Source organism: Variovorax sp. E3 (assembly GCF_016082275.1).
Lineage (GTDB): Bacteria > Pseudomonadota > Gammaproteobacteria > Burkholderiales > Burkholderiaceae_C > Variovorax.
Window position 1 is genome coordinate 1 of the sequence record NZ_MOWM01000121.1, and the last position, 24,703, is coordinate 24,703.

The following is a 24,703-nucleotide window of genomic DNA, read 5'->3' on the forward strand; positions in this document are numbered from 1 at the left end:
GGGCTCGGCCGCGGGCGGCGCGGCGCGCGCGGCGCCGTCGCAGCGCCAGTAGCGCAGCTTCAGCATCTCGGGGCCGAGCTGGCCGGCGACCGACTTCTCGGCGTCGAGCGAGATCGACTGGCCGCGCGGCTCGCGGTAGACCAGGAAAGTCATGGCGCCGGCCTTGGCCACGTCGCTCATCAGCGCCACGTCGAAGTGGGCCGGCGGCGGGCTGTTGCCGAAGAAGCTGTAGGCGGTCTGCGGCGCGCGGCCGACCACGCGGCGCTTGCCGCTCTCGGCGATCAGCATGTCCTGGCGCACCTGCACGGTCGGCGCGGCGGCGTTGGCGCAGTCGCTCGACCAGCGGCCGCCGTACTGGGCCATGGCATCGGCCGGCAGGCCCGGCGAGGCCGCTTGCGACCATGACACGGCCGGCACGCAGGCCGCGAGGCCGAGCAGGGCCGCGGCGAGGTGCGTGCCGCGGGACGAGGTCTTCTTCATTGTCATTCGGTGTGTGCTTGTCGAGTGTGTTCATCAGGCCGTCTTCGGCGCCGGCGTCTTGGGCTTGTAGTCGCAGAAGGTCGCCACGGCGCATTCCCAGCAGCGCGGCTTGCGCGCCACGCAGATGTAGCGCCCGTGCAGGATCAGCCAGTGGTGCGCATGCAGCCGGTACTCCGGTGGGACGCGCTTCTCGAGCTTGAGTTCCACATCCAGCGGCGTCTTTCCCGGCGCGAGCCCGGTGCGGTTGCCCATGCGAAAAATATGCGTGTCGACCGCGATGGTCGCCTCGCCGAAGGCCACGTTCAGCACCACATTGGCGGTCTTGCGGCCCACGCCGGGCAGCGCCTCCAGCTCGGCGCGGGTGCGCGGCACTTCGCCGCCGTGCAGCTCCACCAGCATGCGCGAGGTCTCGATCAGGTGCTTGGCCTTGCTGCGGTACAGGCCGATGGTCTTGATGTATTCCTCCAGCCCCTCCACGCCCAGGTCGTAGATGGCCTGCGGCGTGTTCGCCACCGGGAACAGCTTGCGCGTGGCCTTGTTCACGCCCACGTCGGTGGCCTGCGCCGACAGCAGCACGGCGGCCAGCAGTTCGAAGGGCGTGGTGTATTCGAGCTCGGTCCGGGGCTCGGGGTTGGCCGCCTGCAGGGTGGCGAAGAAGAGGGGGATGTTTTCTTTTTTCATGGGGCGACGGTCGGCTTTAGCGCAATATATCGTTGAAAGCCAATAGCCTTTCGCAGCTTTATTGCCCGCCGCTTTCGCGACAATGGCACCCCAGAAAGTGAGACTGACCATGCAATTCGCCTCCCGACTCGACAACGTCGAGACCTCCGCCATCCGCGAACTCTTCAAGCTGCTGGGCAAGCCCGGCATCATCAGCTTCGCGGGCGGCTTCCCTGACAGCGCCATGTTCGACGTCGAGGGCCTCAAGGAGGCGAGCAACAAGGCGCTCACCGAAGAACCCGGCGGCGCGCTGCAATACGGCGCCACCGAAGGCTACGAGCCGCTGCGCGCGCAGCTGAGCAGCTTCATGAAGACCAAGGGCGTCGATGTCGACCCTAGCGGCCTGATCGTCACCACCGGCAGCCAGCAGGCGCTCGACCTGCTGGGCAAGACCATGATCTCGCCCGGCGACAAGGTGATCGTCGAGGGCCCGACCTTCCTGGCCACCATCCAGTGCTTCCGCCTGTACGGCGCGCAGCTCATCAGCGCGCCCATCGACGCCAACGGCGTGAAGACCGACGAGCTCGAAAAGCTCATTGCCGAGCACAAGCCCAAGTTCGTCTACCTGATTCCCACCTTCGGCAACCCCAGCGGCGCCATGCTGACGCTGGAGCGTCGCAAGAAGGTGCTGGAGCTGGCCGTGAAGTACCAGACGCTGATCGTCGAGGACGACCCGTACGGCGACCTGTACTTCGGCGAAGCGCCGCCGCCGTCGATCCTGGCCCTGACCAAGGACGTGCCCGGCAGCCGCGAGCTCATCGCCCATTGCGGCAGCCTGAGCAAGGTGCTGAGCCCGGGCCTGCGCATCGGCTGGATGATCGCGCCGCCCGAGCTGCTGGCCAAGGCCACCATGTGCAAGCAGTTCAGCGACGCGCACACCAGCACCTTCTCGCAAGCCACGGCCGCGCAGTACCTCAAGAGCGGCCGCATGCCGGCCACGCTGGCGCATGTGCGCGAGGTGTACGGCCAGCGCGCGCAGGCCATGGGCAATGCGCTCAAGCGCGAACTGGGCGACGCGGTGAGCTTCACCCAGCCCAACGGCGGCCTGTTCTTCTGGGCGCGCCTGACGGGCGCCAACGGCAAGCTGGCCGATGCGAACGAACTCGCCAAGCGCGCGATCGAGAAGCTCGTGGCTTTCGTGCCCGGCGCGCCGTTCTTTGCCGAGAAGCCCGATGTGGCAACGCTGCGCCTGAGCTTTGCGACGGCCGACGTGGCGAAGATCGAAGAGGGCGTGAAGCGCCTGGGTCAGGCGCTGTAGGCGGCAGCGGGGATCAGGTCAATCAGGTCAATCAGGGTGAGCGGTGCAGCCTCGGCGCCGCCAGCAGGTCCAGGTTGTCCGCAATGGCCGCATCCACGTTCGGATAGCGGCCTTTCATCTTCGACAGCGTCATGATGGTCTGCAGCGCCTTCAGGTCCTTGACCGTGGGCGCGACCTTGATCTGTGCGATGGCGGCGCTCGGGTTGCCCCCGTTGATCAATGCCATCACCTTGCTTGCCCAGTCGTTTGCGCGCGCCATGTCTTTCACCTGCTTTCGTTTGAAGCGCCGACTGTACACAGGGGCACGGCGGGGGCGTTACGATCACCCATGAGAAAAACCTTTCAGCTTCAGGTCGAGGGCAAGCACCCCGACCGTCTCCTCGAAGCCATCAAGCACGAGATCCGCAAGTACATCAAGCGCGAGCGCCGCCGCGTATTGCCCGAAGGCAGCGACTTCTGGGACTTCGACTGCAAGTTCGGCGCGGCCGAAGAATCGGCCGAAGTCATCCACCTTTCCGCCATCACCGGCCTGATCGACGGTGTGGTCAAGGAGGGCGGCAAGCAGTTCTATGTCGAGGTCGTCGCCAAGCCCGGCAAGCGCAAGCCGCGCGCTCCCGGCGAGCCCGCGCATCCGGCGGAAGACGCCGAAGAAGACTGATCCCCTGGCTAGACCAGCGCCTGCGCCAGCCGCAGGCCGTGTCGCTGCTGTGCATCTTGCAGCGACCGAGCGATCGACGGGTGCAGCCGCACCCCGTTCTTCGACTGCGCGTTTCGACGTTTCAAACCGCCTTCACCCGGCAGCCGCACAGGCTTGGCCGGGTCGATGGGCGTGTTGTCGCGGCATTGCGCCGCCACGTGGTCCATCTGGCGCAGGAAGGCGTCCTTGCCGCCGAAGGCGTTCAGGTCGTGCAGCGTGATGTGGACGGTGGCGCCCCAGCCTCGGGCGGATCGGCCCGGCCGTGGCCCGCAAGGCCGGCCGTGAGCGTCTCGACCAGCAGCGCCATGCCGTAGCCCTTGTGGCCGTGGCTCAGCCCGCCCACGGGCAGCAGGGTGCCGGGCGGCTGGTCGAACAGCACCTGGGGGTTGTTCGAGGGCTTGCCGGCGGCGTCGATGAGCCATTCCTCGGCAAAGGTCTCGCCGGCCGCGCGCTTGCGGTTGCTCATGCCATTGGTGGTGATGGAGGCCGAGATGTCGACCATCACGCCGCCTTGCGACAGCGGAAAGCCCATGGCCAGCGGGTTGGGCGTGAACACGGCCTGCGTGCCGCCGAAGGGCGCGACGCTGGCGGCGTTGGGGTCGGAACACGCCAGCAGCATGAGCATGTCTTCTTGCAGCGCGCGCAGCATGTAGACGGCGAGGCAGGCGATGTGGTGGCTGCGGCGGATGACGAGCGAGGCGGTGCCCAGTTCGCGCGCACGCGGCACCAGGAGGTCCATGCCCTGGTCCATGAGCCAGGGGCCGGGCAGGCGCTTGCCGTCCCACAGCACGGCGGCGGGGCGGTCGGACAACACTTCGGGCGCGCCGTCCCGCGTCATGCCGCCGGATTCCAGTTCCTTGACGTAGCCGGCCAGCAGCGCGAGGCCGTGGGTGTCGTGGCCCAGCAGGTCGCCTTCGACCAGCGTGCGCGCGACGCTGTCGGCTTTCGGTGCGGCGAGTCCGGCTTTCTGGAGGAGGGCGCTGGCGTAGTCCCTGAGGGCGTCGGCGCGGTAGAGCGGGGCGGTGTCGGTCATGTCGGTGGTCCGTTGTCTCTCGTTATGTCGGTGGCAGGGGCAGCGGTTCAGGGCTGATTGCCCCAACAATCACGCCCCCAAAACACTCATCGCAGTATTTCGAGCACGCGGTCCAGCCCGCCCTCGTTGATCGCGACCATGGCCTGCTCGCGCACCTTCGGCTTGGCGTGATACGCCACCGAAAGGCCGGCCTCGCCCATCATCGGCAGGTCGTTGGCGCCGTCGCCCACGGCGATGGTCTCTTGCGCCGAGATGCCCATGAGCGAGGCCACTTCGAGCAGCGTGCGGCGCTTCTCGGCGCCGTCGCAGATGTCGCCCCAGCTCTGGGTGACGACCTCGCCCGTGAGCTTGCCGTCGGCCTCGTCGAGCAGGTTGGAGCGCGCGAAGTCGATGCCCAGGCGCTCCTTCACGCGGTTGGCGAAGAAGGTGAAGCCGCCCGACACCAGCAGCACCTTGAGGCCCGCCGCCTTGCAGGCCGCGACCAGTTCGCTGGCGCCCGGGTTGAGCTTCAGCCGCTCGTCGTACACCTGCTGCAGCGCCGCGACCGGCACGCCTTTCAGCAACGCCACGCGGCGGCGCAGGCTCTCCTTGAAGTCCTTGATCTCGCCGCGCATCGTGGCCTCGGTGATGGCGGCGACCTCGGCCTTCTTGCCGACGGCGTCGGCAATTTCGTCGATGCACTCGATGTTGATCAGCGTCGAGTCCATGTCGAACGCGATCAGCTTGAAGTCGGTGAGCTTCAGCGGCGGCTTCACGCGCTGGAGGACGAGGCCGGGGGAGATTTCAGTAGCGCTCATGCGGTGGCGTTTTCCTTGACGGTGGGTTGGCCCAGGCTGCGCAGCACGTCGCGCACCATCTGGGCCCGTTCCTTGGGTTCTTTCAGTTCGCGCTCGATGCGCAGCTTTTCGTTGCCCGCGAGCTTGATGTGCTTGTTCTTCTGGATCAGCTGGATGATGGCCATCGAGTCGACCGGCGGGTCTTTCTTGAACGTGATGTTGATGATGCCGGGCGCGGCATCGACCTTCACCACGCCGTACGGCCGTGCCAGCACGCGCAGGCGGTGCGTGTCGATCAGCGTCTGCGCCTGCGGCGGCAGCTTGCCGAAGCGGTCGACGATTTCTTCCAGCAGCGTGTCGATCTGGTCGGGCGTCTTCGCGGTGGCCAGCTTCTTGTAGAACGACAGGCGCAGGTGCACGTCGCCGCAGTAGTCGTCGGGCAGCAGGGCGGGGGCGTGCAGGTTGATCTCGGTGGTGACCGACAGCGGCGACAGCAGGTCGGGCTCCTGCCCGGCCTTGAGCGCGCGCACGGCCTCGCTGAGCATCTCGTTGTAGAGCTGGAAGCCGATCTCCATCATGTTGCCGCTCTGGCTTTCGCCCAGCACTTCGCCGGTGCCGCGAATCTCCAGGTCGTGCATGGCCAGGTAGAAGCCGGAGCCCAGCTCTTCCATCTGCTGGATGGCGTCGAGCCGCTGCGCGGCCTGCTTGGTCAGGCCCTCGGTGTCGGGCACCATGAGGTAGGCGTACGCCTGGTGGTGCGAACGGCCGACGCGCCCGCGCAACTGGTGCAGCTGCGCCAGGCCGAACTTGTCGGCGCGGCTCATCACGATGGTGTTGGCGGTCGGCACGTCGATGCCGGTCTCGATGATGGTCGAGCACAGCAAGAGGTTGTAGCGCTGCGCCACGAAGTCGCGCATCACGCGCTCCAGCTCGCGCTCGGGCATCTGGCCGTGGGCCACGGCGATGCGGGCCTCGGGCAATATTTCTTCGAGCTTCTGGCGGCGGTTCTCGATGGTCTCGACCTCGTTGTGCAGGAAGTAGACCTGCCCGCCGCGCTTCAGCTCGCGCAGCACGGCTTCGCGGATCACGCCGGTGCCCTCGTTGCGCACGAAGGTCTTGATGGCCAGCCGACGCTGCGGCGCGGTGGCGATCACGCTCAGGTCGCGCAGGCCTTCGAGCGCCATGCCCAGCGTGCGCGGAATGGGCGTGGCGGTGAGCGTGAGCACGTCGACCTCGGCGCGCATGGCCTTCATCGCCTCCTTGTGGCGCACGCCGAAGCGGTGCTCCTCGTCGATGATGAGCAGGCCCAGGTTCTTGAACTTGACCGACTGCGAGAGCAGCTTGTGCGTGCCCACCACGATGTCGACCTGGCCCTCGGCCAAGCCCTTGGCGGCGGCGGTGATTTCCTTGGCCGAGCGGAAGCGGCTCATCTCGGCCACCTTCACCGGCCACTTGCCGAAGCGGTCGACCAGCGTCTGGTAGTGCTGCTCGGCCAGCAGCGTGGTGGGTGCGAGGAACGCGACCTGCTTGCCGCCGGTGACGGCAATGAACGCGGCGCGCAGCGCCACCTCGGTCTTGCCGAAGCCCACGTCGCCGCACACGAGGCGGTCCATGGGCTGGGGCGAGATCATGTCCTGCACCACGGCGTGGATGGCGGCCTTCTGGTCGGCGGTTTCCTGGAAGCCGAAGTCGTTGGCGAACACCTCGTAGTCGGCCGGCGAGTAGCGGAAGGCATGGCCTTCGCGCGCGGCGCGGCGGGCGTAGATGTTGAGCAGCTCGGCCGCGGAGTCGCGCACCTGTTCGGCGGCCTTGCGCTTGGCCTTTTCCCACTGGCCGGAGCCCAGCTTGTGCAGCGGCGCCTCGTCGGCGCTGACGCCGGTGTAGCGGCTGATCTGGTGTAGCTGCGACACGGGCACGTAGAGCGTGGCCTTGTCGGCGTACTCCAGGTGCAGCATCTCCTGCAGCAGCGGCTTGCCTTCGGCGTCGGTGCCCTGGCCCAGGTCCATGTGGATCAGGCCTCGGTAGCGGCCGATGCCGTGCGCGGTGTGGACCACGGGGTCGCCCACGTTGAGCTCCGACAGGTCCTTGATGAGCGCCTCGACGTCGCTGACCTGTTCCTGCTTCTTGTTGCGCCGGCGCGTGGTGGGCGCGGTGGCGAACAGCTCGGTCTCGGTGACGAGGTCGATGCCCTGTTCGCGCCAGGCAAAGCCCGAGGCCAGCGCGGCGGTGGCGATGCCGATTTTTTCGTCTGTCGAGGCCTCGAACTCGGCCAGCGTGTCGAAGGCCGGCGGGCTCACGCCGCTGGCGCGCAGGAAGTCGAGCAGGCTCTCGCGGCGGCCGTCGCTTTCGGCGATCAGCAGCACGCGGTGCGGCGTGGCCGCGATGTGGGCCTTCAGGCCGACCAGCGGGTCTTCGGCGCCGCGCACCACGGCGAAGGGCGGCAGCTTGTCGAACTCGGCGTAGGGCGTTTCGGTGGGCACGTCGCCACCTGCACCGCCACCCGCATTGCCTCGGATGGCGAGCTGCGCATGCGGCTTGGCGCGCTGGTAGAACTGTTCGGCGTTCAGGAACAGCGCTTCGGGCGGCAGCGCGGGGCGCTCGGGGTCGCCGCGCACCAGGCGGTAGCGCTCGTTGGTGTCCTGCCAGAAATGCTGGAACGCGGGCTCCAGGTCGCCGTGAAGCACCACGGTGGCGTCGGGGCGAGGTAGTCGAACACCGTGGCCGTCTCGTCGAAGAACAGCGGCAGGTAGTACTCGATGCCGGCCGTGGCCACGCCGTTGCCCATGTCCTTGTAGATGCGGCTCTTGGTCGGGTCGCCCTCGAGCAGCTCGCGCCAGCGGCTGCGAAAGCGCCCGCGCGCGTCGTCGTCCATCGGGAACTCGCGGCCCGGCAGCAGGCGCACCTCGGGCACGGGGTAGAGGCTGCGCTGGGTGTCGGGGTCGAAGGTGCGGATGGTGTCGATCTCGTCGTCGAACAGGTCGACGCGAAACGGCACCAGCGAGCCCATGGGGAACAGGTCGATCAGCCCGCCGCGCACCGCGTATTCGCCGGGGCTTACCACCTGCGTCACGTGGCTGTAGCCGGCCAACGTGAGCTGGGCCTTGAGCTTCGACTCCTCGAGCTTCTGCTTGGCCTTGAAGTGGAAGGTGTAGCCGGCCAGGAAGGCGGGCGGCGCCAGCCGGTAGAGCGCGGTGGTGGCGGGCACCAGCACCACGTCGGCCTCTTTCTGGCTGATGCGCCACAGGGTGGCCAGGCGCTCGCTGATCAGGTCCTGGTGCGGCGAGAAGCTGTCGTAGGGCAGCGTTTCCCAGTCGGGGAACAGGGCGCAGCGCAGCTCGGGCGCGAAGAAGGCGATCTCGTCGATCAGGCGCTGGGCGTCGCCGGCGTCGGCGGTGAACATCGCCGTGGCGCGTCCGGCGGCTTTCTCGCGCATGGCCAGCTGCGCCAGCAGCAGTGCATCGGCCGACAACGGGGGACGCGGCAGCGTGAAACGCTTGCCCGCCGTGAGGAGGGGGAGGTCCATGGAACGCTTAAAAAATGCACAACACCCCGCGCCGGCTGGCGAGGGGTGTGCGTGGCTGTCGATTCTAGAATGGCGGCCCTTTATTCGCTTGTCGGCCATTGCCGACGCCGGGCCCTCATGTCTTCTTCCCGACTTTTCGTGCTGATCCCGTGCGCCGGCTCCGGCCACCGCGCGGGGCATGCGCAGACCACCCAGCCCAAGCAGTACCGGCGCCTGGCCGGCCTGCCGATGGTGGCCCACACGCTGGAGGCCTTCCGGGCCCTGGCCGGGCGCTTCGCGGGGCTGGCGCTGGTGGTGTCGCCCGACGACCGCGAGGTGGACGCGGCGCTGCCGCGCTTTCCGGCCGACAACGAACACCTGCTGCGCGTGGGCGGCCTGACCCGCGCGGCCACGGTGCGCAACGGCCTGGCGGCGCTGCGCCAGAAGGGCGCCGGGGCGCACGACTGGGTGCTGGTGCACGACGCGGCGCGCTGCCTCGTCACGTCCAGCCAGATCGAGGCGCTGATCGCCGCCTGCGAGCACGACGCCGTGGGCGGCCTGCTGGCGCACCGGCTGGCCGACACGCTGAAGGTCTCGACCACCGAGAGCCGCGTGGCCCAGACGCTGTCGCGCGCCGACAAGTGGCTGGCGCAGACGCCGCAGATGTTCCGCATCGGCATGCTGCTCGACGCGCTGGAGCGCACGGGCGACGCCGTGACCGACGAGGCCAGCGCCATCGAGGCCATCGGCCTGTCGCCGCTGCTGGTGCCGGGCAGCGCGCAGAACTTCAAGGTGACGTTCCCCGAAGACTTCGCACTGGCCGAGGCGGTGCTGCTCGGCCGCAGGAAAGGCGTGGCATGACGACCGCTTTCAACATCCGCATCGGCGAGGGTTGGGACGTTCACCAGCTGGTGGCGGGGCGCAAGCTGATCCTGGGCGGCATCGAGGTGCCGCACACCACCGGCCTGCTGGGCCATTCGGACGCCGACGTGCTGCTGCACGCGATCACCGACGCGCTGCTGGGCGGGGCCGGGCTGGGCGACATCGGCCGGCATTTTCCGGACACCGATCCGCAGTTTCGCGGCGCCGATTCGGCGGTGCTGCTGGCCGAGGCGGCGCGCCGGGTGCGCGCGGCGGGCTGGGAAATCGGCAACGTCGACAGCACCGTGATCGCGCAGGCGCCGAAGCTGGCGCCGCACATTCCGCTGATGTGCCAGCGCATCGCCGACACGCTGGGCATGGCGCTGGCGCAGGTGAACGTGAAGGCCAAGACGGCCGAGAAGCTGGGCCCGGTGGGCGAGGGCCGCGCGATGGAGGCGCGCGCGGCCGTGCTGCTGCACCGCTGAGCGGCCGGAAGCCCCGGCCTTTGGCTCAGACGGGCTTCTTGGCGCCCGGCGTGTCGACGCCGATCTTGTTCGCGGGCATCGCGCGCGGCATCCGGATGTGCGCCGCAAGGCCGCGCCCCGGCGTGCTGGTCAGCGCAAAGGTGCCGCCCATGCGCTCGATGTTCTTCGCCACGATCGACAGGCCCAGGCCCGCGCCGGCCGCCGAGGTACGCGCCGCGTCCCCCCGGAAGAAGGGCTTGGTCAGCTGCGAGAGCAGGGCGGGCTCGACGCCCGCGCCGTGGTCGCGCACCTTGATCAGCACCGCATCGTTGTTGGCCTGCGCCTGGATCGTCACGTCGGCCACGCCGGTGGAAGGTGTCTTGCCGTAGCGCCGCGCGTTCTCCACCAGGTTGGAGATCACGCGCGTGAGTTCGACCTCGTCGCCCAGCACCCGCAGGTCGGCGGGCACGTCGACGGTGATGTTCATCTCTTCGTAGTCCTGCACGGCGTAGGTGCAGGCATCGACCACGTCGCGCAGCAGCACGGGGCGCGGATCGACATGGTCGGGCCGCGCGTAGTCGAGGAACTTGTCGATGATCGCGTCGAGCTGGGCGATGTCGGCGGCCATGTGGTCGCGCGCGTCCTCGTCGGCCACGCTCATCTCGGTTTCCAGCCGCAGCCGCGCCAGCGGCGTGCGCAGGTCGTGCGAGATGCCGGCCAGCATGATGGCGCGGTCCTGCTCGATCTTGGCGAGCTGGTCCGCCATGCGGTTGAAGCCGATGTTCACCGCGCGGATCTCGTTGGTGCGCGCGCGCTCGTCGAGCCGGTGGGCCTCGTACTCGCCTTCGCGCACCTGCATGGTCGCGCGCGACAGTTGCTTGAGCGGCAGGTTGATGAGCCGCGTGATCAGCGCCGCGCCGGCCAGCGACAAGGCCATGGCCGTGCTGAGCCACACCAGCACGTGCGCCCGCCCACGCGGCTGAAGCGCGTGGGGTCCAGCAGCAGCCAGTAGGTGTCGCTCTCGATGGTGAAGCCGATCCACAGGCCCGCCTCGTCGTTCACGCGGCTGGCCACCGTGGTGCCTTCGCCGAGCTGGTCGATCAGCTCCTCGGTCACGCGCAGGTCGAGCGCGCCGCTGGTGTAGGGCTCGAAGCGGTCGTTGGGTTCGCGCGGCAGGATGCGCACGCCCTCCTGGTCGGCCAGCGTCTTGATGAGCGAGACCCGCGTGATCGCGTCCGAATACACCAGCGCCGCGCGCGTGAGGTTCACGAGCGAGGCGATCTGGTGCGCGGTCTGGATGGCGCGGGGCTCGTACTCGAGCGAGCGGAAGGTCTGCAGCCAGGCGACCGTGCAGCCGATCAGCAGCAGCGCGAGCAGGAAGAAGGTGCGCCAGAAAAGGCTGAAGCCCAGCTTGAGGCCGGGGCGGTAGTCACGCTGCGCGCTCGCTTCGAGCGGGCTCGGCATCGTGACTTGCGCGCCGTCCTCCTGGGCAAGGCCGGGTCTGGCGTGTTGGCCGATGGCCACCTCTCAACGGGGCGTCAGGCCGTGCCGTCCGGCACGAACACGTAGCCCACGCCCCAGACGGTCTGGATGTAGCGCGGTGCCGCGGCGTCCGACTCCACCAGCTTGCGCAGGCGCGAGATCTGCACGTCGAGGCTGCGGTCGAAGGGCTCGAACTCGCGCCCGCGTGCCAGCTGGGCCAGCTTTTCACGCGACAGCGGTTGACGCGGATGGCGCACCAGCGCCTTCAGCATCGCGAACTCGCCGGTGGTCAGCGAGAGTTCTTCGCCATCCTTCTTCAGGGTGCGCGAGCCGAGATCGAAGGCGAACGGGCCGAAAGTGACGGTCTCGTTCTCCGTGGAGGGGGCACCTGGCGCCTCGAGCGGCGGACGGCGGCGCAGCACGGCGTGCACGCGGGCCAGCAGTTCGCGCGGGTTGAAGGGCTTGCCCAGGTAGTCGTCGGCGCCGACTTCCAGACCGACGATGCGGTCCACGTCTTCGCCCTTGGCGGTGAGCATGATGATCGGCGTGCGGTCGTTGGCGGCACGCAGGCGGCGGCACACCGAGAGGCCGTCTTCGCCGGGCATCATCAGGTCGAGCACGATCAGGTCGACCGTGTCGCGCAACAGGATGCGGTTGAGCGCCTTGCCGTCCTCGGCCACGATCACTTCAAACCCTTCCTGCGTCAGATAGCGGCGCAGCAGGTCGCGGATGCGGGCGTCGTCGTCGACGATCACGATCTTGTCGGTGCGAGCGGGAACTTGAGTCATTTCTACAACGATGAATTTGTAACAGGGCCGATTCTGAAGGCGTTAAGGGTTCGTAGAGCCAGATTTACTTATGGTTTGACACTAAGTTACAAAACTTGCGGAAGCTCGCGGACTGGTCATCCGACGTACGCGTGGAGGTGGCAAAGTTCCCCTTGCCTGATGACTTCCGCTCAATGAGACATCCTTTTTCGACCCTGCCGTTCCTCCTTGTTTTCGCCTGCGCGCCAGCGCTGGCGGTGCCCGGTGATTACCTGAGGGTGGGGGAGGTGCGCCGCAGCGAAGTCCGCGACGCCGTGGCGGCCCACCGGGCGGCGCAGCGCGAGGAAGTGCGGCGCGAAGAGGCCGCCGCCGGCCGGCGCCTGACGGCCGCCGAGCTGTTCGAACTGCGCCAGCAGGTGCGCGGCCAATGGACCCCGCCCGCCGCGGGTGCATTGCTCAATTCGGCAGAATCACAGCCGGCCGAGCGGATCGCGCCGGCACCGCCGACCGCGGCCCGTCCGCTGACTGCGCCCGCTGTGCCGCTTGCGCCGATCAGCCAGCGCCGTTGAGCGTCGGCGGGGCCGGCCGATGAGCCTGCGAGGGGCTCGGCCTGTCTTTCATACCAACCTGGGGAGTACTTCGTCTTGAAAAAAATCAAATTGCTCGCGGCCTGCGCCGCCCTGGCCGTGGCCGGCACCGCCATGGCGCAAAGCGTCGTCACGCCGGCACCGCAGAACGTGCTGCAACTCACCGCTTCCGGCACCGTCGAGGTTCAGCAGGACATGCTGAGCATGACCCTCGTGACCACCCGCGACGCCACCGATGCGGCCACCGTGCAGACGCAGCTGAAGGCCGCGCTCGACGCCGCGCTGAACGAAGCCAAGAAGAACGCGCAGCCGGGCCAGCTCGACGTGCGCACCGGCAATTTCAGCCTGTCGCCGCGCTACACGAAGGACGGCAAGATCAACGGCTGGCAGGGCTCGACCGAGCTGGTGCTCGAAGGCCGCGACTTCCCGCGCATCACCCAGACGGCCGGGCGCATCAGCACGCTCAGCGTGGGCAACGTCGGCTTCGGCCTGAGCCGCGAACAGCGCGCCAAGACCGAGACCGAGGCGCAGAGCATCGCCATCGAGAACTTCAAGCAGAAGGCCGCCGAGCTCGCCAAGGGCTTCGGCTTCGGCGGCTACACGCTGCGCGAGGTGTCGGTGAACGCGAGCGACAACGGCCCGCATCCGCGCATGATGGCGATGCAGGCGAAGGCCTCGTTCGCGGCCGATTCGGCGGTGCCCGTCGAAGCGGGCAAGACCAGCGTGGTCGTGAGCGTGTCGGGCTCCGTGCAGCTCAAGTAAGACCTCTGGGCGGTACCGCCGGGCTACCCCTTACTGGGCAGTCCAGCCGCCGTCCATGGCCCAGGCAACGCCCCGGACCTGGTCGGCCGCCGGCGAGCACAGGAACACGGCCAGGCCGCCCAGTTGCTCGACGGTGGTGAACTGCAGCGACGGCTGCTTTTCACTCAGCAGTTCGATCTGCGCCTGTGCGGCCGTGATGCCTTCGCGTGCCGCGCGGTCGTCGATCTGCTTTTGCACCAGCGCCGTGAGCACCCAGCCGGGGCAGATGGCGTTGACGGTGACGCCGGTGGTCGCGGTCTCCAGCGCCACCGACTTGGTCAGGCCGACGATGCCGTGCTTGGCCGCCACGTAGGCCGACTTCTGCGCCGACGCCACGAGGCCGTGGGCCGACGCGATGTTGATGACGCGGCCCCAGTTGGCCTCGCGCATCGCCGGAATCGCCAGCCGCGTCGTATGGAATGCGCTGGTGAGGTTGATGGCGATGATGGCGTCCCAACGTTCGGCGGGGAAGTCCTCGACCTTGGCCACATGCTGGATGCCGGCGTTGTTCACGAGGATGTCCACGCGGCCGAACTTCGAGGCGGCGAACTTCATCATGTCCTCGATCTGATCGGGCTTGCTCATGTCGGCGCCGTGGTACTCGGCGCGAACGCCGAGCGCCTCGATCCGGGCCTTGGGGGCTTCGGCGTCGCCGAAACCGTTGAGCACGATGTGTGCGCCTTGCTGTGCGAGCGACGTGGCGATGGCCAGGCCGATGCCACTGGTGGACCCCGTGACAAGCGCGGTTTTGCCTTTGAGCATGAAGATCAATCTCCGGATGAATTAGGATGCGACGAACCCATTATCCGCACCAGGACACCCCCGTTTTCATGACCGAACCGACGCTTCATCACGTGGCGTGCGACGACGCCCAGGGCGGCCATCGCATGGCCTATTGGCAATGGGGCGACGCGCGCAGCGCGCACGTCGTGGTCTGTGTGCACGGGCTGACCCGGCAGGGCCGCGATTTCGACCTGCTGGCCCAGGCCATCGTGGCGCGCGCCGGCGGCAATGTGCGCGTGGTCTGCCCCGACGTGGTCGGGCGCGGGCGCAGCGACTGGCTGCGCGACCCGGCCTTCTACCAGGTGCCTGTGTACGCGGCCGACATGGTGGCGCTGCTGGCGCAGCTCCAGCGCGAGCAGGCCATCGACACGCTCGACTACATCGGCACCAGCATGGGCGGGCTGATCGGCTTCGTGCTGGCGGGGCACAAGGAGCTGCCGTTGCCACGGCCGATCCGCCGCTTCGTGCTGAACGATGTCGGCCCGACCATCGAGCCCGCCGCGGTACAGCGCATCGGTGCCTATGTGGGCAAGAGCGGCAAGTATGAAAGCGTACAGGCCGCGGCCGACGCCATGTGGGCGCTGTCGACCACCTTCGGGCCGCACACGCTCGCGCAGTGGTTGGCGTTGTCGCAGCACATGGTGGTGCCCGCGTCCGAGCGCACGGCCGACGGCTCGGCCAAGGTCGATGCCGGCGGCAACGAAGACGGCGGCTGGCTGCTGCACTACGACCCCGCCATCGGCGTGGCGCTGCGCGCCATCACGCCCGAAGCGGCGGCGCAGGGCGGCGCGATCATGTGGGGCCTGTACGACGCCATCGAGGCGCGCACGCTCATCACGCGCGGCGCCGTGTCCGACCTGTTGTCGCGCGACACGGCGTTGGCCATGACGCAGCGCGGCCCCCACGCCACGCTGGTCGAGTTCGAGGGCGTGGGCCATGCGCCGACCTTCGTCGACCCCGCGCAGATCGCTGTCGTCACCGGCTTCCTGTTCGATTGATCGATTCATTGGATTGAGTGAAGCGTGAAGCGCGATTCTTCGAGTCTCCAGACGGCGCCCATGACCGAAGCGGCCATGGTCGATTACCCGTTGTCCGCGGCAACGGCCGACCGCACGCCCGTGATGGAGAACATGCTGGCGCGCGCCCGTGCGTTCGCCGAGCCGCTGATCGCCGATGAAAAGCTGGACACGGGCGAGAACACGCTCGCGCATGCCGACGCGGTGGCCGCCATCGTCGCGAAGATGGGCGGCTCCGAGGCCATGCAGGCCGCGAGCTACCTGGTCTATTCGTGCCAGCACCTGAACCGCCCGCAGGAAGTGATCGCCAAGGTGTTCGGCGACAACTTCGCGGCGCTCGCGGTCGAGACCACCAAGCTGGTGCGCGTGCAGGAGCAGGCCCGCTCGGCCTCGCAGGGGCACCAGATCGAAGGCGCGGGTGCGCAGACCGAGAACGTGCGCAAGATGCTGCTGGCGTTCTCGCGCGATCTGCGCGTGGTGATGCTGCGGCTGGCTTCGCGCCTGCAGACCTTGCGCCACGCGGCCGCGAGCAAGCAACCGGCGCCCGAGAGCGTGGCGCGCGAGTCGCTGCAGGTGTTTGCGCCGCTGGCCAACCGGCTGGGCATCTGGCAGGTGAAGTGGGAAATCGAAGACCTCTCTTTCCGCTTCCTCGAGCCCGAAACCTACAAGCTGATTGCCCGCTTGCTCGACGAGAAGCGCATCGAGCGCGAAGGGCACATCGAGCAACTGCGCTCGCAGCTGGAAAAAGAACTGCAGGCCGAAGGTGTCAAGGCCACGGTGCAGGGCCGGCCCAAGAACATCTACAGCATCGTCAAGAAGATGCGCGGCAAGTCGCTCGACTTCGCGCAGGTCTTCGACATCCTCGCGCTGCGCGTGGTGGTGTCCGACGTGAAGGACTGCTACGCGGCGCTGGCCTGGGTGCACTCGCACTTCCAGCCCATCGACGAAGAGTTCGACGACTACATCGCGCGGCCGAAGCCTAACGGTTATCAGTCGCTGCACACGGTGGTGCGCGAGCTGGTCGACGGCAAGCCGGGCAAGCCGATCGAGATCCAGATCCGCACCGAGGAAATGCACGACCACGCCGAGCATGGCGTGGCCGCGCACTGGGCCTACAAGGAAGCGGGCCACAAGGGCTACGCGGGCGTGTGGGCCAGCGGCGAGTACGACGCGAAGATCGCGGTGCTGCGCCAACTGCTGGCGTGGGAGCGCGACCTGTCGGGCGGCCTGCAAGGGCAGGGCCTGTTCGACGACCGCATCTATGTGCTGACGCCCGATGCGGCGATCGTCGAGTTGCCGCAGGGCGCGACGCCGGTCGACTTTGCGTACACGGTGCACACCACGTTGGGCCATCGCTGTCGCGGCGCCCGTGTCGACGGCGCGATGGTGCCGCTGAATACGCCGCTGTCGAACGGGCAGACGGTGGAGATCATCGCGGCCAAGGAAGGCGGCCCCTCGCGCGACTGGCTCAATGCGGAGCTGGGCTACCTGGCGAGCCATCGTGCGCGCGCGAAGGTGCGTGCATGGTTCAACGCGCAGATCACGCACGAGACCGTGGCGCGTGGGCGCGAAGCAGTCGAGAAGCTGCTGCAGCGCGAAGGCAAGACGGCGGTGCGGCTCGAAGACCTGGCCTCGCAGCTGGGCTTCAAGTCGGCGGACCATCTGTTCGAAGTCGTCGGCAAGGACGAGTTCTCGCTGCGCAATATAGAGACGCTGCTGCGTCCGCCGGAGCCCGCGCCCGGCCCCGACGACGGCGTGCTCATCAAGAAGGCGCGCGGCAGCGAGAAGTCGGGCAAGGGCGGCGTGCTGGTGGTGGGCGTGTCTTCATTGATGACGCAGCTCGCCAAGTGCTGCAAGCCCGCGCCGCCGGATGCCATTCGCGGCTTCGTCACGCGCGGCCATGGCGTGAGCGTCCACCGCAGCGACTGCAGCAACTTCCGCACGATGGCCGCGAAGGATGGCGAGCGCGTCATCGATGTCGAATGGGGCGCGCCGAAGAAGGGTTCGGAGGCGCCTGTGTACGCCGTGGACGTGGCCGTGGAAGCGGCCGACCGCCAAGGCCTGTTGCGCGATATCTCCGATGTCTTCGCGCGCGAGAAGATGAACGTGATCGGCGTGCAGACGCAGTCGATCAAGGGCACGGCGTGGATGACGTTCACCGTTGAAATCGCCGATGCCGCGCGGCTTACGCAGGTGCTTGGCGTGGTCACCGCAGTAATTGGTGTGCGATCTGCGCGTCGTCGCTAAAAAGCGTGATTTCTCCTGCTACAATAGATGCTTCTCGAATGCATCCTTAGGCGCGTAGCTCAGCTGGTTAGAGCACCACCTTGACATGGTGGGGGTCGTTGGTTCGAGTCCAATCGCGCCTACCAATTTTTCCCTCTGAAGAAGACCAGTCTTCAGAACTCATGGGAAATCTTGGGAACTGCAGCTGCAAAAAGCAGCTGGCAGTTTTTCTTCTTACTGCCCTTGTCGCACCCTCGATCTACCTTGAATGCTTTTCAAAAAAGCACGCGGGCGTCGTGTGGTTGCCGCCACCTTGTGGTGATGGAGAACTAATCATGGCCATGTTGTTGTGCTACCTTGGTCACTCTGAAATCCATTTCCAAATTTCTTGATAAGCGATCCGATACATACGCGATCAACGCATGTTGATCGGGCACTTGCCGACAAGCGTCTGGCGGTGCTGATGGGGCAGGCTCCTCTCGAGTTTGCGCGTGCCGTCTACGGCATCAACGATCACGCCAGCGGTCGCACCGACACCATGGCCGCGCGCGAAGTGGCGCGCGCCCAACGACAGGGCATGCCGCTGACCGAAGAGCGCGCCGAGCAGCGCGCCCGCGCCTATCTGCCGACCTCGGGGCAGGAGCATTGCCCGCGTTGCTGGGTGGTCTACGGACAGAAAACCCCGCTGCGTTTTCGCGAGGCGGCGCAAGAGCGGCCCGAAACGGCGTCTTGCCATGCTTGCGGTGCGGAGTACGCGACATCGCCGGACTGAAAAAAGTAGCGGGCGCGGTCAGGGTAAACCTTGTCGCGATGCAGCAAAACCGCTCCCTAGAATCATCCGATGACATGGGCGTCCATGTGAAGGAGTCCGCAGTGCAGAGCAAGAAGTCCGGGGTCAAGCCGGTACAGCGTGTGATCAAGAAGTACCCCAACCGAAGGCTCTACGACACCGAGACATCCACGTACATCACCTTGGCCGAGGTGAAGCAGCTGGTCATCCAGAACGCGCAGTTCGTGGTGCGCGACGCCAAGACGGGCGACGACCTCACGCGCAGCATCCTGCTGCAGATCATTCTCGAAGAAGAGGCGGGCGGCGCGCCCATGTTCACCGAGCAGGTGTTGGCGCACATCATCCGTTTCTACGGACAGGCGATGCAGGGCTACATGGGCCCTTACCTCGAGAAGAACATCCAGGCCATGACCGAGGTGCAGGCGCAGCTGGCCGACAAGGCCGAGGGCCTGACGCCGGAAATGTGGTCGCGCTTCATGAGCATGCAGTCGCCGATGCTGCAGGGCCTGATGGGCAACTACGTCGAACAATCGAAAAACGTCTTCCTGCAAATGCAGGAGCAGATGCAGAAAAATACCGAGCAGGTGCTGGGGGCCTTTGGCATCAAGCGTCCCTGAGTGCCGCGCGGCCGCCCGTGGGTGCTTGCACCACGGCGGAAGGTGGAGGTTTTTCGATGGGCGCCCCGCTGTCACCGATAGCTGGGACAATAGAGGCATATGAGCGAAGTTGCCTCCCCCGAACGTACGGCCACGCCGACCGCCCCCAAGGTCGGATTCGTGAGCCTGGGCTGCCCCAAGGCCCTGACCGATTCCGAACTGATCCTGACCCAGCTGAGTGCCGAGGGTTATCAGACCGCCAAGACTTTCGAAGGTGCAGACCTGGTGATCGTCAACACCTGCGGCTTCATCGACGATGCCGTGCGGGAAAGCCTGGACACCATCGGCGAGGCGCTGGCCGAAAACGGCCGCGTCATCGTCACGGGTTGCCTGGGTGCCAAGACCGGCGACCAGGGCGGCAATCTGGTGCGCCAGATGCACCCGAGCGTGCTGGCCGTGACCGGCCCGCACGCCACGCAGGAAGTGATGGACGCGGTGCACGCGAACCTGCCCAAGCCGCATGACCCGTTCATCGACCTGGTGCCGAACACCTTCGGCGTCGCCGGCCTGAAGCTGACGCCGCGCCACTACGCGTACCTGAAGATCAGCGAAGGTTGCAACCACCGCTGCACCTTCTGCATCATTCCGTCGATGCGCGGCGACCTCGTATCGCGACCTGTGGGCGATGTGCTGAGCGAAGCCAAGGCGCTGTTCGAAGGCGGCGTGAAAGAGCTGCTGGTGATCAGCCAGGACACCTCGGCCTATGGCGTCGACGTGAAGTACCGCACCGGCTTCTGGGACGGCAAGCCCGTCAAGACACGCATGCTGGAACTGGTTCGCACGCTGGGTGAAATCGCCGAGCCGTATGGCGCCTGGGTTCGCCTGCACTACGTGTACCCGTACCCGAGCGTCGACGAAATCATTCCGTTGATGGCGAGCGGCCAGGTGCTGCCGTACCTCGACGTGCCGTTGCAGCACAGCCACCCCGATGTGCTCAAGCGCATGAAGCGCCCGGCCAGCGGCGAGAAGAATCTGGAGCGTCTGGCGCGTTGGCGCGAGGTGTGCCCGGAGCTCGTGATCCGCAGCACCTTCATCGCTGGCTTTCCCGGCGAGACAGAACAGGAATTCGAGCATTTGCTCGACTTCATCCGCGAAGCGGAGATCGACCGCGCCGGTTGCTTTGCCTACAGCCCTGTGGAAGGCGCAACGGCCAACGACATCCCCGGCATGCTGCCGGAGCCCGAGCGCGAAGCACGTCGCGCCCGCTTCATGGAAGTGGCCGAGGCCGTGTCGATCGCCAAGCTGCAAAAGCGCATCGGCTCGACGATGCAGGTGCTGGTCGATTCGGCGCCTGGCATGGGCCGCAAGGGTGGAGTGGGGCGCACGTACGCCGATGCGCCGGAGATCGACGGCATCGTTCGCCTGCTGCCGCCCGAGAAGATCAGCAAGACGCTGAAGGTCGGTGAGTTCACGCGCGCGCGCATCGTGGGCGCCGAAGGCCACGACCTGATCGCCCTGCCGGTTTGATGCAGATTCGAACGGACAAGAAAAAAGCCACCGGAGACCGGTGGCTTGTTTCGGAACATGACCTGGCGGGGGTCAATGTGAATTTGGTGCCCAGAAGAGGACTCGAACCTCCACGATGTTACTCGCTAGTACCTGAAACTAGTGCGTCTACCAATTCCGCCATCTGGGCAATCTCCGCTTTTCAGCGAAGACTGCGATTATATACACAAATTTGGAGCGCCTTTTTCGGCGTGTCGAAATTTTGGCATTTGTTCGATCTCGGTCGTGCTGTCGGTGCTCCGCTCGATGTGAGTGGGCTCGATCGTGCGTGCGTGGTTGCCGCCAAGGACCGCGATCTGACGATCGCGTCGCCCGTTTGATGCAGATTCAAACGCGCATGAAAAAAGCCACCGGAGACCGGTGGCTTGAATCGGATGACCTGGTAAAGGTCTGTATAAACTTGGTGCCCAGAAGAGGACTCGAACCTCCACGATGTTACTCGCTAGTACCTGAAACTAGTGCGTCTACCAATTCCGCCATCTGGGCCCACGTAGTTGCAGAAGCAACTGCGTTTTGAATTTCAGGAAAGAAGGAGATCATATCAAAAATAATGGTACTTCCAGCGGCTTGCTGGATGAATTCGAAGGAACTGTTCAAGGACATCGCGACGGGCACGGCTTCGTGCAGCGTGATGACGGTGAAGCAGACATTTATTTGCCCCCGAACGAGATGCGCGCGGTGCTGCACAAGGACCGCGTCAAGGCGCGTGTCGTGCGGCAAGACCGGCGCGGCCGCCCCGAGGGGCGCGTGGTCGAGATCGTCGAGCGCCCCGAGCAGCCGATCATCGGTCGCTTGCTGCACGAAGGCGGCATCTGGCTCGTCGCCCCCGAAGACAAGCGCTACGGACAGGACGTCCTGATTCCCAAGGGCGCGACCGGTCCTGCGAAGGTGGGGCAGGTGGTCGTCGTGCAGCTCACGGAACCGCCGGCATTGTTCGGCCAGCCCGTGGGCCGCGTGAAGGAAGTGCTGGGCGAGATCGACGACCCCGGCATGGAAATCGAGATCGCCGTGCGCAAGTACGGCGTGCCGCACGAGTTCTCCGCGGAGTGCCTGGCCGAAGCCAAGGCATTGCCCGAGAAGGTTCGCCCCGCCGACAAGAAGGGTCGCGTCGACCTGACCGACATTCCGCTCGTCACCATCGACGGCGAAGACGCACGCGACTTCGACGACGCCGTGTACTGCGAGCCCGCGAAGGTGGGCCGCGGCAAGGGCTGGCGCCTGCTGGTTGCCATCGCCGACGTCAGCGCCTATGTGCAGACCGGTTCGGGCATCGACATCGACGCCTACGACCGCGCCACCAGCGTCTACTTTCCGCGCCGCGTCATTCCGATGCTGCCCGAGAAGCTGTCGAACGGCCTGTGCTCGTTGAACCCCGAGGTCGAGCGCCTGTGCATGGTGTGCGACATGCTGGTCGCGGCCGACGGCGAGGTCTACGCCTACCAGTTCTACCCGGCCGTGATGTTCAGCCACGCGCGCTTCACGTACACCGAGGTGGCGGCCATCCTGGGCAACACGCGCGGCCCCGAAGCGGCCAAGCGCAAGGACCGCGTCAAGGACCTGCTGAACCTCGCCGACGTCTACAAGGCGCTGCTCAAGCAGCGCGGCAAGCGCGGCGCGGTCGACTTCGAAACCACCGAGACGCAGATCATCTGCGACGACGCCGGCCGCATCGAGAAGATCGTGCCGCGCACGCGCAACGAGGCGCACCGGCTCATCGAGGAAGCGATGCTCGCGGCCAACGTCTGCAGCGCCGACTTCATCGCCGAAGGCAAGCACCCGGGCCTGTACCGCGTGCACGAAGGCCCGACGCCGGAGAAGAAGGAAATCCTGCGCGGCTACCTCAAGGCCATGGGCGTGGGCCTGTCGATCACCGACGACCCGAAGCCCGGCGAGTTCCAGGCGATTGCCGAGGCCACCAAGGAGCGGCCCGACTCGCAGCAGATCCACACCATGCTGCTGCGCTCGATGCAGCAGGCGATCTACACGCCGATCAACAGCGGCCACTTCGGCCTGGCCTACGAGGCGTATACGCATTTCACGAGCCCGATCCGTCGCTATCCGGACTTGCTCGTTCACCGCGTGATCAAGGCGATTCTCACGAAGACGCGCTACCAGCTGCCCATGCTGCCGACGCCGGGCGAGGCGCATGCCAAGCTGGCCAAGCGCCTTGCGTCGCGCGTGAAGGCGCCGACCAACAAGCCGCAGAAGGCGACCGTCGCGCCCAGCAAGGAAGTGCTGGCGTGGGAGGCCGCGGGCCTGCATTGCAGCGCCAACGAGCGCCGCGCCGACGAAGCCAGCCGCGACGTCGAGGCCTGGCTCAAGTGCAAGTACATGCGCGAGCACCTCGGCGAGGAATACGGCGGTGTGGTCACAGCGGCCACGACCTTCGGCATCTTCGTGACCCTCGATGCGATGTACGTCGAAGGCCTGGTGCACATCACCGAGCTCGGCGGCGAGTACTTCAAGTTCGACGAGATGCGCCAGGAGCTGCGCGGCGAGCGCACCGGCATCCGCTACGCCATCGGCACGCGGGTGCGGGTGCAGGTCAGCCGCGTCGACCTGGACGGCCGCAAGATCGACTTCCGCCTGGTGCGCGAAGGCGAGGACCTGACGGCGCGCGCCATGAAGGACAAGGGTGCGTCATCGTCCGGAACGCCGGTGAAGGCGTCGGCCAAGCGCGGCTCGCGCCACAAGGCCGACGCCGCCAGCGCCGAGCCTCGCGGCGAGCGCGGCACCTCGGCCACGGCCGGGCCGCAATCCGCGATGCAGGCCTTCAAGTCGGCCGTGAAGAAGGCCGCCAACAAGATGAAGGGGCGCAAGCCGCGCCGCTGACGTCACGCCACACGAAACATCATCGACAACCTCCGAAAAGAAAGAGACAGACAGCATGAGCGCTGAAGACAACAAGGGCCGCATCGCGATCGTCACGGGTGCGGGTTCGGGCATCGGCCGCGCCGCCGCGCTGGCGCTGCTGGCCGACGGCTGGAGCGTCGCGCTGGCAGGGCGCCGGCTGGAGCCGCTGGAACAGGTGGCGCAAGAGTCGGGCGCCGGTGCGCGCGTTTTCTCCGTGCCGACCGACGTGTCGAAGGCGCAGTCGGTGCAGGCGCTGTTCGGCGCGACCGTCGAGCGCTTCGGCCGCGTCGACCTGCTGTTCAACAACGCCGGCGTGGGCAACCCGCCGGGTCCGTTCGAGGACTGGACGCCCGAGCAGTGGCAGGGCGTGGTCGACATCAACCTGACGGGCATGTTCTTCTGCATCCAGCAGGCATTCCGCACGATGAAGGCGCAGACGCCGCGCGGCGGCCGCATCATCAACAACGGTTCGATCTCGGCCACCGCGCCGCGCCCCAATTCGGCGGCGTACACGGCGACCAAGCATGCGGTCGAAGGGCTCACCAAGACCGCATCGCTGGACGGCCGCAAGTACGACATCGCCGTGGGGCAGGTCGACGTGGGCAACGCGATGACCGAGCTGGCCTCGCGCATGGCCAAGGGCGTGCCGCAGGCCAACGGCGAACTTGCGATCGAGCCGCTGATCGACGTCAAGATCGTCGGCCAGTCGGTGCTCTACATGGCGAACCTGCCGCTGGAAGCCAACGTGCTGTTCCACACCATCATGGCGACGAAGATGCCCTTCGTCGGGCGCGGCTAGAAAACGTCAGACGGGCGCGCGGCGGGCCAGCGTGCCGGCTGTCAGCGGGGCCGCGTCGGCCGGCCATGTGTCGGCGATGTGGCCGTGCCGCCAGACGGCTTCCTGCGCCGCCTCGAAGGCGGGCTGACGCGACGCCAGCGCGGCGCCGATCATTCCCGCCAGCACATCGCCGGTGCCGGCGGTGGCCAGGCGGGCATTGCCGGTCGGGTTGATGACCGGCGGCCTGTGGCCGGCGTTGGCCACCACCGTGCCCGATCCCTTGAGCACCACCACCACGCCGAAGCGCGTGGCGAGTTCGCGCGCGGCCTTCAGCCGGTCGCCCTGGACTTCGTCGACCGTGCAGCCCAGCAGGCGCGCCGCTTCCAGCGGATGCGGCGTGAGCACGGTGGGGGCTCCATTTTTTCCACGCGCGACGAGTTGCGCCTGCAGCGCGCTGTCGGCCGCGACTGCATTGAGCGCGTCCGCGTCGAGCACCAGCGCGGCGGCGGTCGCCAGCACGCGTGGCAGCAGTTCGCGCACGGCCTCGCCTCCACCGCAGCCGCAGACGGCGGTCATGCTGGGCAGGTCGAGCGCGTGGGCGTCGCGCAGCATCAACTCGGGCTGCGCGGTGTCGACGGGGGCGGCGCTCGGGTCGAGCAGGCCGACG

General features: G+C 67.1%; 19 protein-coding genes, 3 tRNA genes and 4 pseudogenes. 14 read left to right on the top strand and 12 right to left on the bottom strand.

Annotation, left to right across the window (positions count from 1 at the left end):
• Window positions 1–486: pseudogene (locus BMG07_RS29755) on the bottom strand (lysozyme inhibitor); the annotation flags it as partial.
• A gap of 27 nt (window positions 487–513) precedes the next feature.
• On the bottom strand, window positions 514–1,161 hold the full coding sequence (gene nth / locus BMG07_RS29760) for an endonuclease III (RefSeq protein WP_198087558.1): 648 nt from the start codon (window positions 1,159–1,161) through the stop codon (window positions 514–516).
• A 109-nt stretch (window positions 1,162–1,270) separates the two neighbouring features.
• Here nth and BMG07_RS29765 point away from each other — a divergent pair, with 109 nt between their 5' ends.
• Window positions 1,271–2,458: a PLP-dependent aminotransferase family protein gene (locus tag BMG07_RS29765; protein WP_198087559.1), complete on the top strand. Its 1,188-nt coding sequence runs from the start codon at window positions 1,271–1,273 to the stop codon at window positions 2,456–2,458.
• Between the two features lie 31 nt (window positions 2,459–2,489).
• Here BMG07_RS29765 and BMG07_RS29770 read toward each other — a convergent pair whose 3' ends face one another.
• Window positions 2,490–2,717 (bottom strand): hypothetical protein, encoded by a 228-nt coding sequence (locus tag BMG07_RS29770; RefSeq protein ID WP_198087560.1) that lies wholly within the window; start codon window positions 2,715–2,717, stop codon window positions 2,490–2,492.
• Window positions 2,718–2,786: 69 nt separating this feature from the next.
• Here BMG07_RS29770 and BMG07_RS29775 point away from each other — a divergent pair, with 69 nt between their 5' ends.
• Window positions 2,787–3,116 carry a DUF6172 family protein gene (locus BMG07_RS29775; protein WP_198087561.1) on the top strand — a complete coding sequence of 110 codons (330 nt, stop codon included), beginning with the start codon at window positions 2,787–2,789 and terminating at the stop codon, window positions 3,114–3,116.
• An 8-nt stretch (window positions 3,117–3,124) separates the two neighbouring features.
• On the opposite strand, the pseudogene BMG07_RS29780 reads toward BMG07_RS29775, so the two are convergent.
• The 3 genes and pseudogenes from BMG07_RS29780 to mfd form a co-directional block, all read right to left on the bottom strand.
• Window positions 3,125–4,188 (bottom strand): annotated as a pseudogene (locus BMG07_RS29780) (Ldh family oxidoreductase).
• A gap of 86 nt (window positions 4,189–4,274) precedes the next feature.
• Window positions 4,275–4,985, bottom strand: coding sequence for a phosphoserine phosphatase SerB (gene serB / locus BMG07_RS29785; RefSeq protein WP_198087562.1), 711 nt, complete (start codon window positions 4,983–4,985; stop codon window positions 4,275–4,277).
• Window positions 4,982–8,487: pseudogene (mfd, locus tag BMG07_RS29790) on the bottom strand (transcription-repair coupling factor). Before mfd ends, serB begins: the two are co-directional and overlap by 4 nt.
• A gap of 117 nt (window positions 8,488–8,604) precedes the next feature.
• Between mfd and ispD the strand changes: the two are divergent.
• Entirely contained in the window at window positions 8,605–9,327 is a 723-nt protein-coding gene (gene ispD / locus BMG07_RS29795) for a 2-C-methyl-D-erythritol 4-phosphate cytidylyltransferase (protein ID WP_198087563.1), read from the top strand.
• On the top strand, window positions 9,324–9,812 hold the full coding sequence (gene ispF, locus BMG07_RS29800; RefSeq protein WP_198087564.1) for a 2-C-methyl-D-erythritol 2,4-cyclodiphosphate synthase: 489 nt from the start codon (window positions 9,324–9,326) through the stop codon (window positions 9,810–9,812). Before ispD ends, ispF begins: the two co-directional genes overlap by 4 nt.
• Window positions 9,813–9,837: 25 nt before the next feature.
• Here the strand turns inward: ispF and BMG07_RS29805 are convergent.
• Window positions 9,838–11,255 (bottom strand): annotated as a pseudogene (locus BMG07_RS29805) (ATP-binding protein).
• Window positions 11,256–11,329: 74 nt separating this feature from the next.
• Window positions 11,330–12,061 carry a two-component system response regulator OmpR gene (ompR, locus tag BMG07_RS29810; RefSeq protein ID WP_007837017.1) on the bottom strand — a complete coding sequence of 244 codons (732 nt, stop codon included), beginning with the start codon at window positions 12,059–12,061 and terminating at the stop codon, window positions 11,330–11,332.
• 173 nt (window positions 12,062–12,234) lie between these two features.
• Here ompR and BMG07_RS29815 point away from each other — a divergent pair, with 173 nt between their 5' ends.
• Together BMG07_RS29815 and BMG07_RS29820 are read left to right on the top strand one after the other, a co-directional pair.
• Window positions 12,235–12,609, top strand: coding sequence for a hypothetical protein (locus BMG07_RS29815; RefSeq protein ID WP_198087565.1), 375 nt, complete (start codon window positions 12,235–12,237; stop codon window positions 12,607–12,609).
• 75 nt (window positions 12,610–12,684) lie between these two features.
• The gene (locus BMG07_RS29820; protein WP_198087566.1) at window positions 12,685–13,389 is read left to right on the top strand and encodes an SIMPL domain-containing protein; all 705 of its coding nucleotides are present in this window, start codon (window positions 12,685–12,687) and stop codon (window positions 13,387–13,389) included.
• Between the two features lie 30 nt (window positions 13,390–13,419).
• On the opposite strand, the gene BMG07_RS29825 is transcribed toward BMG07_RS29820, so the two are convergent.
• Window positions 13,420–14,190: a 3-hydroxybutyrate dehydrogenase gene (locus BMG07_RS29825; protein ID WP_198087567.1), complete on the bottom strand. Its 771-nt coding sequence runs from the start codon at window positions 14,188–14,190 to the stop codon at window positions 13,420–13,422.
• A 26-nt stretch (window positions 14,191–14,216) separates the two neighbouring features.
• Between BMG07_RS29825 and BMG07_RS29830 the strand changes: the two genes are divergently transcribed.
• From BMG07_RS29830 to rimO, 6 genes are all read left to right on the top strand, one after another.
• A complete protein-coding gene (locus BMG07_RS29830) occupies window positions 14,217–15,209 on the top strand; it encodes an alpha/beta fold hydrolase (RefSeq protein ID WP_198087568.1) in 993 nt (330 codons plus the stop codon).
• 60 nt (window positions 15,210–15,269) lie between these two features.
• Window positions 15,270–17,474 carry a bifunctional (p)ppGpp synthetase/guanosine-3',5'-bis(diphosphate) 3'-pyrophosphohydrolase gene (locus BMG07_RS29835; RefSeq protein ID WP_374221342.1) on the top strand — a complete coding sequence of 735 codons (2,205 nt, stop codon included), beginning with the start codon at window positions 15,270–15,272 and terminating at the stop codon, window positions 17,472–17,474.
• 48 nt (window positions 17,475–17,522) lie between these two features.
• Window positions 17,523–17,599 (top strand) — tRNA-Val (locus BMG07_RS29840).
• Between the two features lie 317 nt (window positions 17,600–17,916).
• On the top strand, window positions 17,917–18,225 hold the full coding sequence (locus tag BMG07_RS29845) for a hypothetical protein (protein WP_198087570.1): 309 nt from the start codon (window positions 17,917–17,919) through the stop codon (window positions 18,223–18,225).
• 74 nt (window positions 18,226–18,299) lie between these two features.
• Entirely contained in the window at window positions 18,300–18,860 is a 561-nt protein-coding gene (gene phaR / locus BMG07_RS29850; protein ID WP_198087571.1) for a polyhydroxyalkanoate synthesis repressor PhaR, read from the top strand.
• Window positions 18,861–18,959: 99 nt separating this feature from the next.
• Window positions 18,960–20,366, top strand: coding sequence for a 30S ribosomal protein S12 methylthiotransferase RimO (gene rimO / locus BMG07_RS29855; protein WP_198087572.1), 1,407 nt, complete (start codon window positions 18,960–18,962; stop codon window positions 20,364–20,366).
• An 84-nt stretch (window positions 20,367–20,450) separates the two neighbouring features.
• Here rimO and BMG07_RS29860 read toward each other — a convergent pair.
• Both BMG07_RS29860 and BMG07_RS29865 read right to left on the bottom strand, forming a co-directional pair.
• A tRNA-Leu gene (locus BMG07_RS29860) sits at window positions 20,451–20,535 on the bottom strand.
• Between the two features lie 271 nt (window positions 20,536–20,806).
• Window positions 20,807–20,891 (bottom strand) — tRNA-Leu (locus BMG07_RS29865).
• Window positions 20,892–20,972: 81 nt separating this feature from the next.
• Between BMG07_RS29865 and rnr the strand changes: the two genes are divergently transcribed.
• Both rnr and BMG07_RS29875 read left to right on the top strand, forming a co-directional pair.
• Complete coding sequence (gene rnr, locus BMG07_RS29870) at window positions 20,973–23,237, top strand: ribonuclease R (RefSeq protein ID WP_198087573.1); 2,265 nt, start codon at window positions 20,973–20,975, stop codon at window positions 23,235–23,237.
• 55 nt (window positions 23,238–23,292) lie between these two features.
• Window positions 23,293–24,057 carry an SDR family oxidoreductase gene (locus BMG07_RS29875; protein WP_198087574.1) on the top strand — a complete coding sequence of 255 codons (765 nt, stop codon included), beginning with the start codon at window positions 23,293–23,295 and terminating at the stop codon, window positions 24,055–24,057.
• A gap of 6 nt (window positions 24,058–24,063) precedes the next feature.
• On the opposite strand, the gene BMG07_RS29880 is transcribed toward BMG07_RS29875, so the two are convergent.
• Window positions 24,064–24,703: ADP/ATP-dependent (S)-NAD(P)H-hydrate dehydratase (locus BMG07_RS29880; protein WP_198087575.1), on the bottom strand; the 640-nt coding region annotated here is incomplete at its 5' end.

Coding starts and splice junctions, on each gene's coding strand:
- nth (WP_198087558.1), bottom strand. CDS start 1,161: ATGAAAAAAGAAAACATCCCCCTCTTCTTCGCCACCCTGCAGGCGGCC.
- BMG07_RS29765 (WP_198087559.1), top strand. CDS start 1,271: ATGCAATTCGCCTCCCGACTCGACAACGTCGAGACCTCCGCCATCCGC.
- BMG07_RS29770 (WP_198087560.1), bottom strand. CDS start 2,717: ATGGCGCGCGCAAACGACTGGGCAAGCAAGGTGATGGCATTGATCAAC.
- BMG07_RS29775 (WP_198087561.1), top strand. CDS start 2,787: ATGAGAAAAACCTTTCAGCTTCAGGTCGAGGGCAAGCACCCCGACCGT.
- serB (WP_198087562.1), bottom strand. CDS start 4,985: ATGAGCGCTACTGAAATCTCCCCCGGCCTCGTCCTCCAGCGCGTGAAG.
- ispD (WP_198087563.1), top strand. CDS start 8,605: ATGTCTTCTTCCCGACTTTTCGTGCTGATCCCGTGCGCCGGCTCCGGC.
- ispF (WP_198087564.1), top strand. CDS start 9,324: ATGACGACCGCTTTCAACATCCGCATCGGCGAGGGTTGGGACGTTCAC.
- ompR (WP_007837017.1), bottom strand. CDS start 12,061: ATGACTCAAGTTCCCGCTCGCACCGACAAGATCGTGATCGTCGACGAC.
- BMG07_RS29815 (WP_198087565.1), top strand. CDS start 12,235: ATGAGACATCCTTTTTCGACCCTGCCGTTCCTCCTTGTTTTCGCCTGC.
- BMG07_RS29825 (WP_198087567.1), bottom strand. CDS start 14,190: ATGCTCAAAGGCAAAACCGCGCTTGTCACGGGGTCCACCAGTGGCATC.
- BMG07_RS29830 (WP_198087568.1), top strand. CDS start 14,217: ATGCGACGAACCCATTATCCGCACCAGGACACCCCCGTTTTCATGACC.
- BMG07_RS29835 (WP_374221342.1), top strand. CDS start 15,270: ATGACCGAAGCGGCCATGGTCGATTACCCGTTGTCCGCGGCAACGGCC.
- BMG07_RS29845 (WP_198087570.1), top strand. CDS start 17,917: ATGGGGCAGGCTCCTCTCGAGTTTGCGCGTGCCGTCTACGGCATCAAC.
- phaR (WP_198087571.1), top strand. CDS start 18,300: ATGGGCGTCCATGTGAAGGAGTCCGCAGTGCAGAGCAAGAAGTCCGGG.
- rimO (WP_198087572.1), top strand. CDS start 18,960: ATGAGCGAAGTTGCCTCCCCCGAACGTACGGCCACGCCGACCGCCCCC.
- BMG07_RS29875 (WP_198087574.1), top strand. CDS start 23,293: ATGAGCGCTGAAGACAACAAGGGCCGCATCGCGATCGTCACGGGTGCG.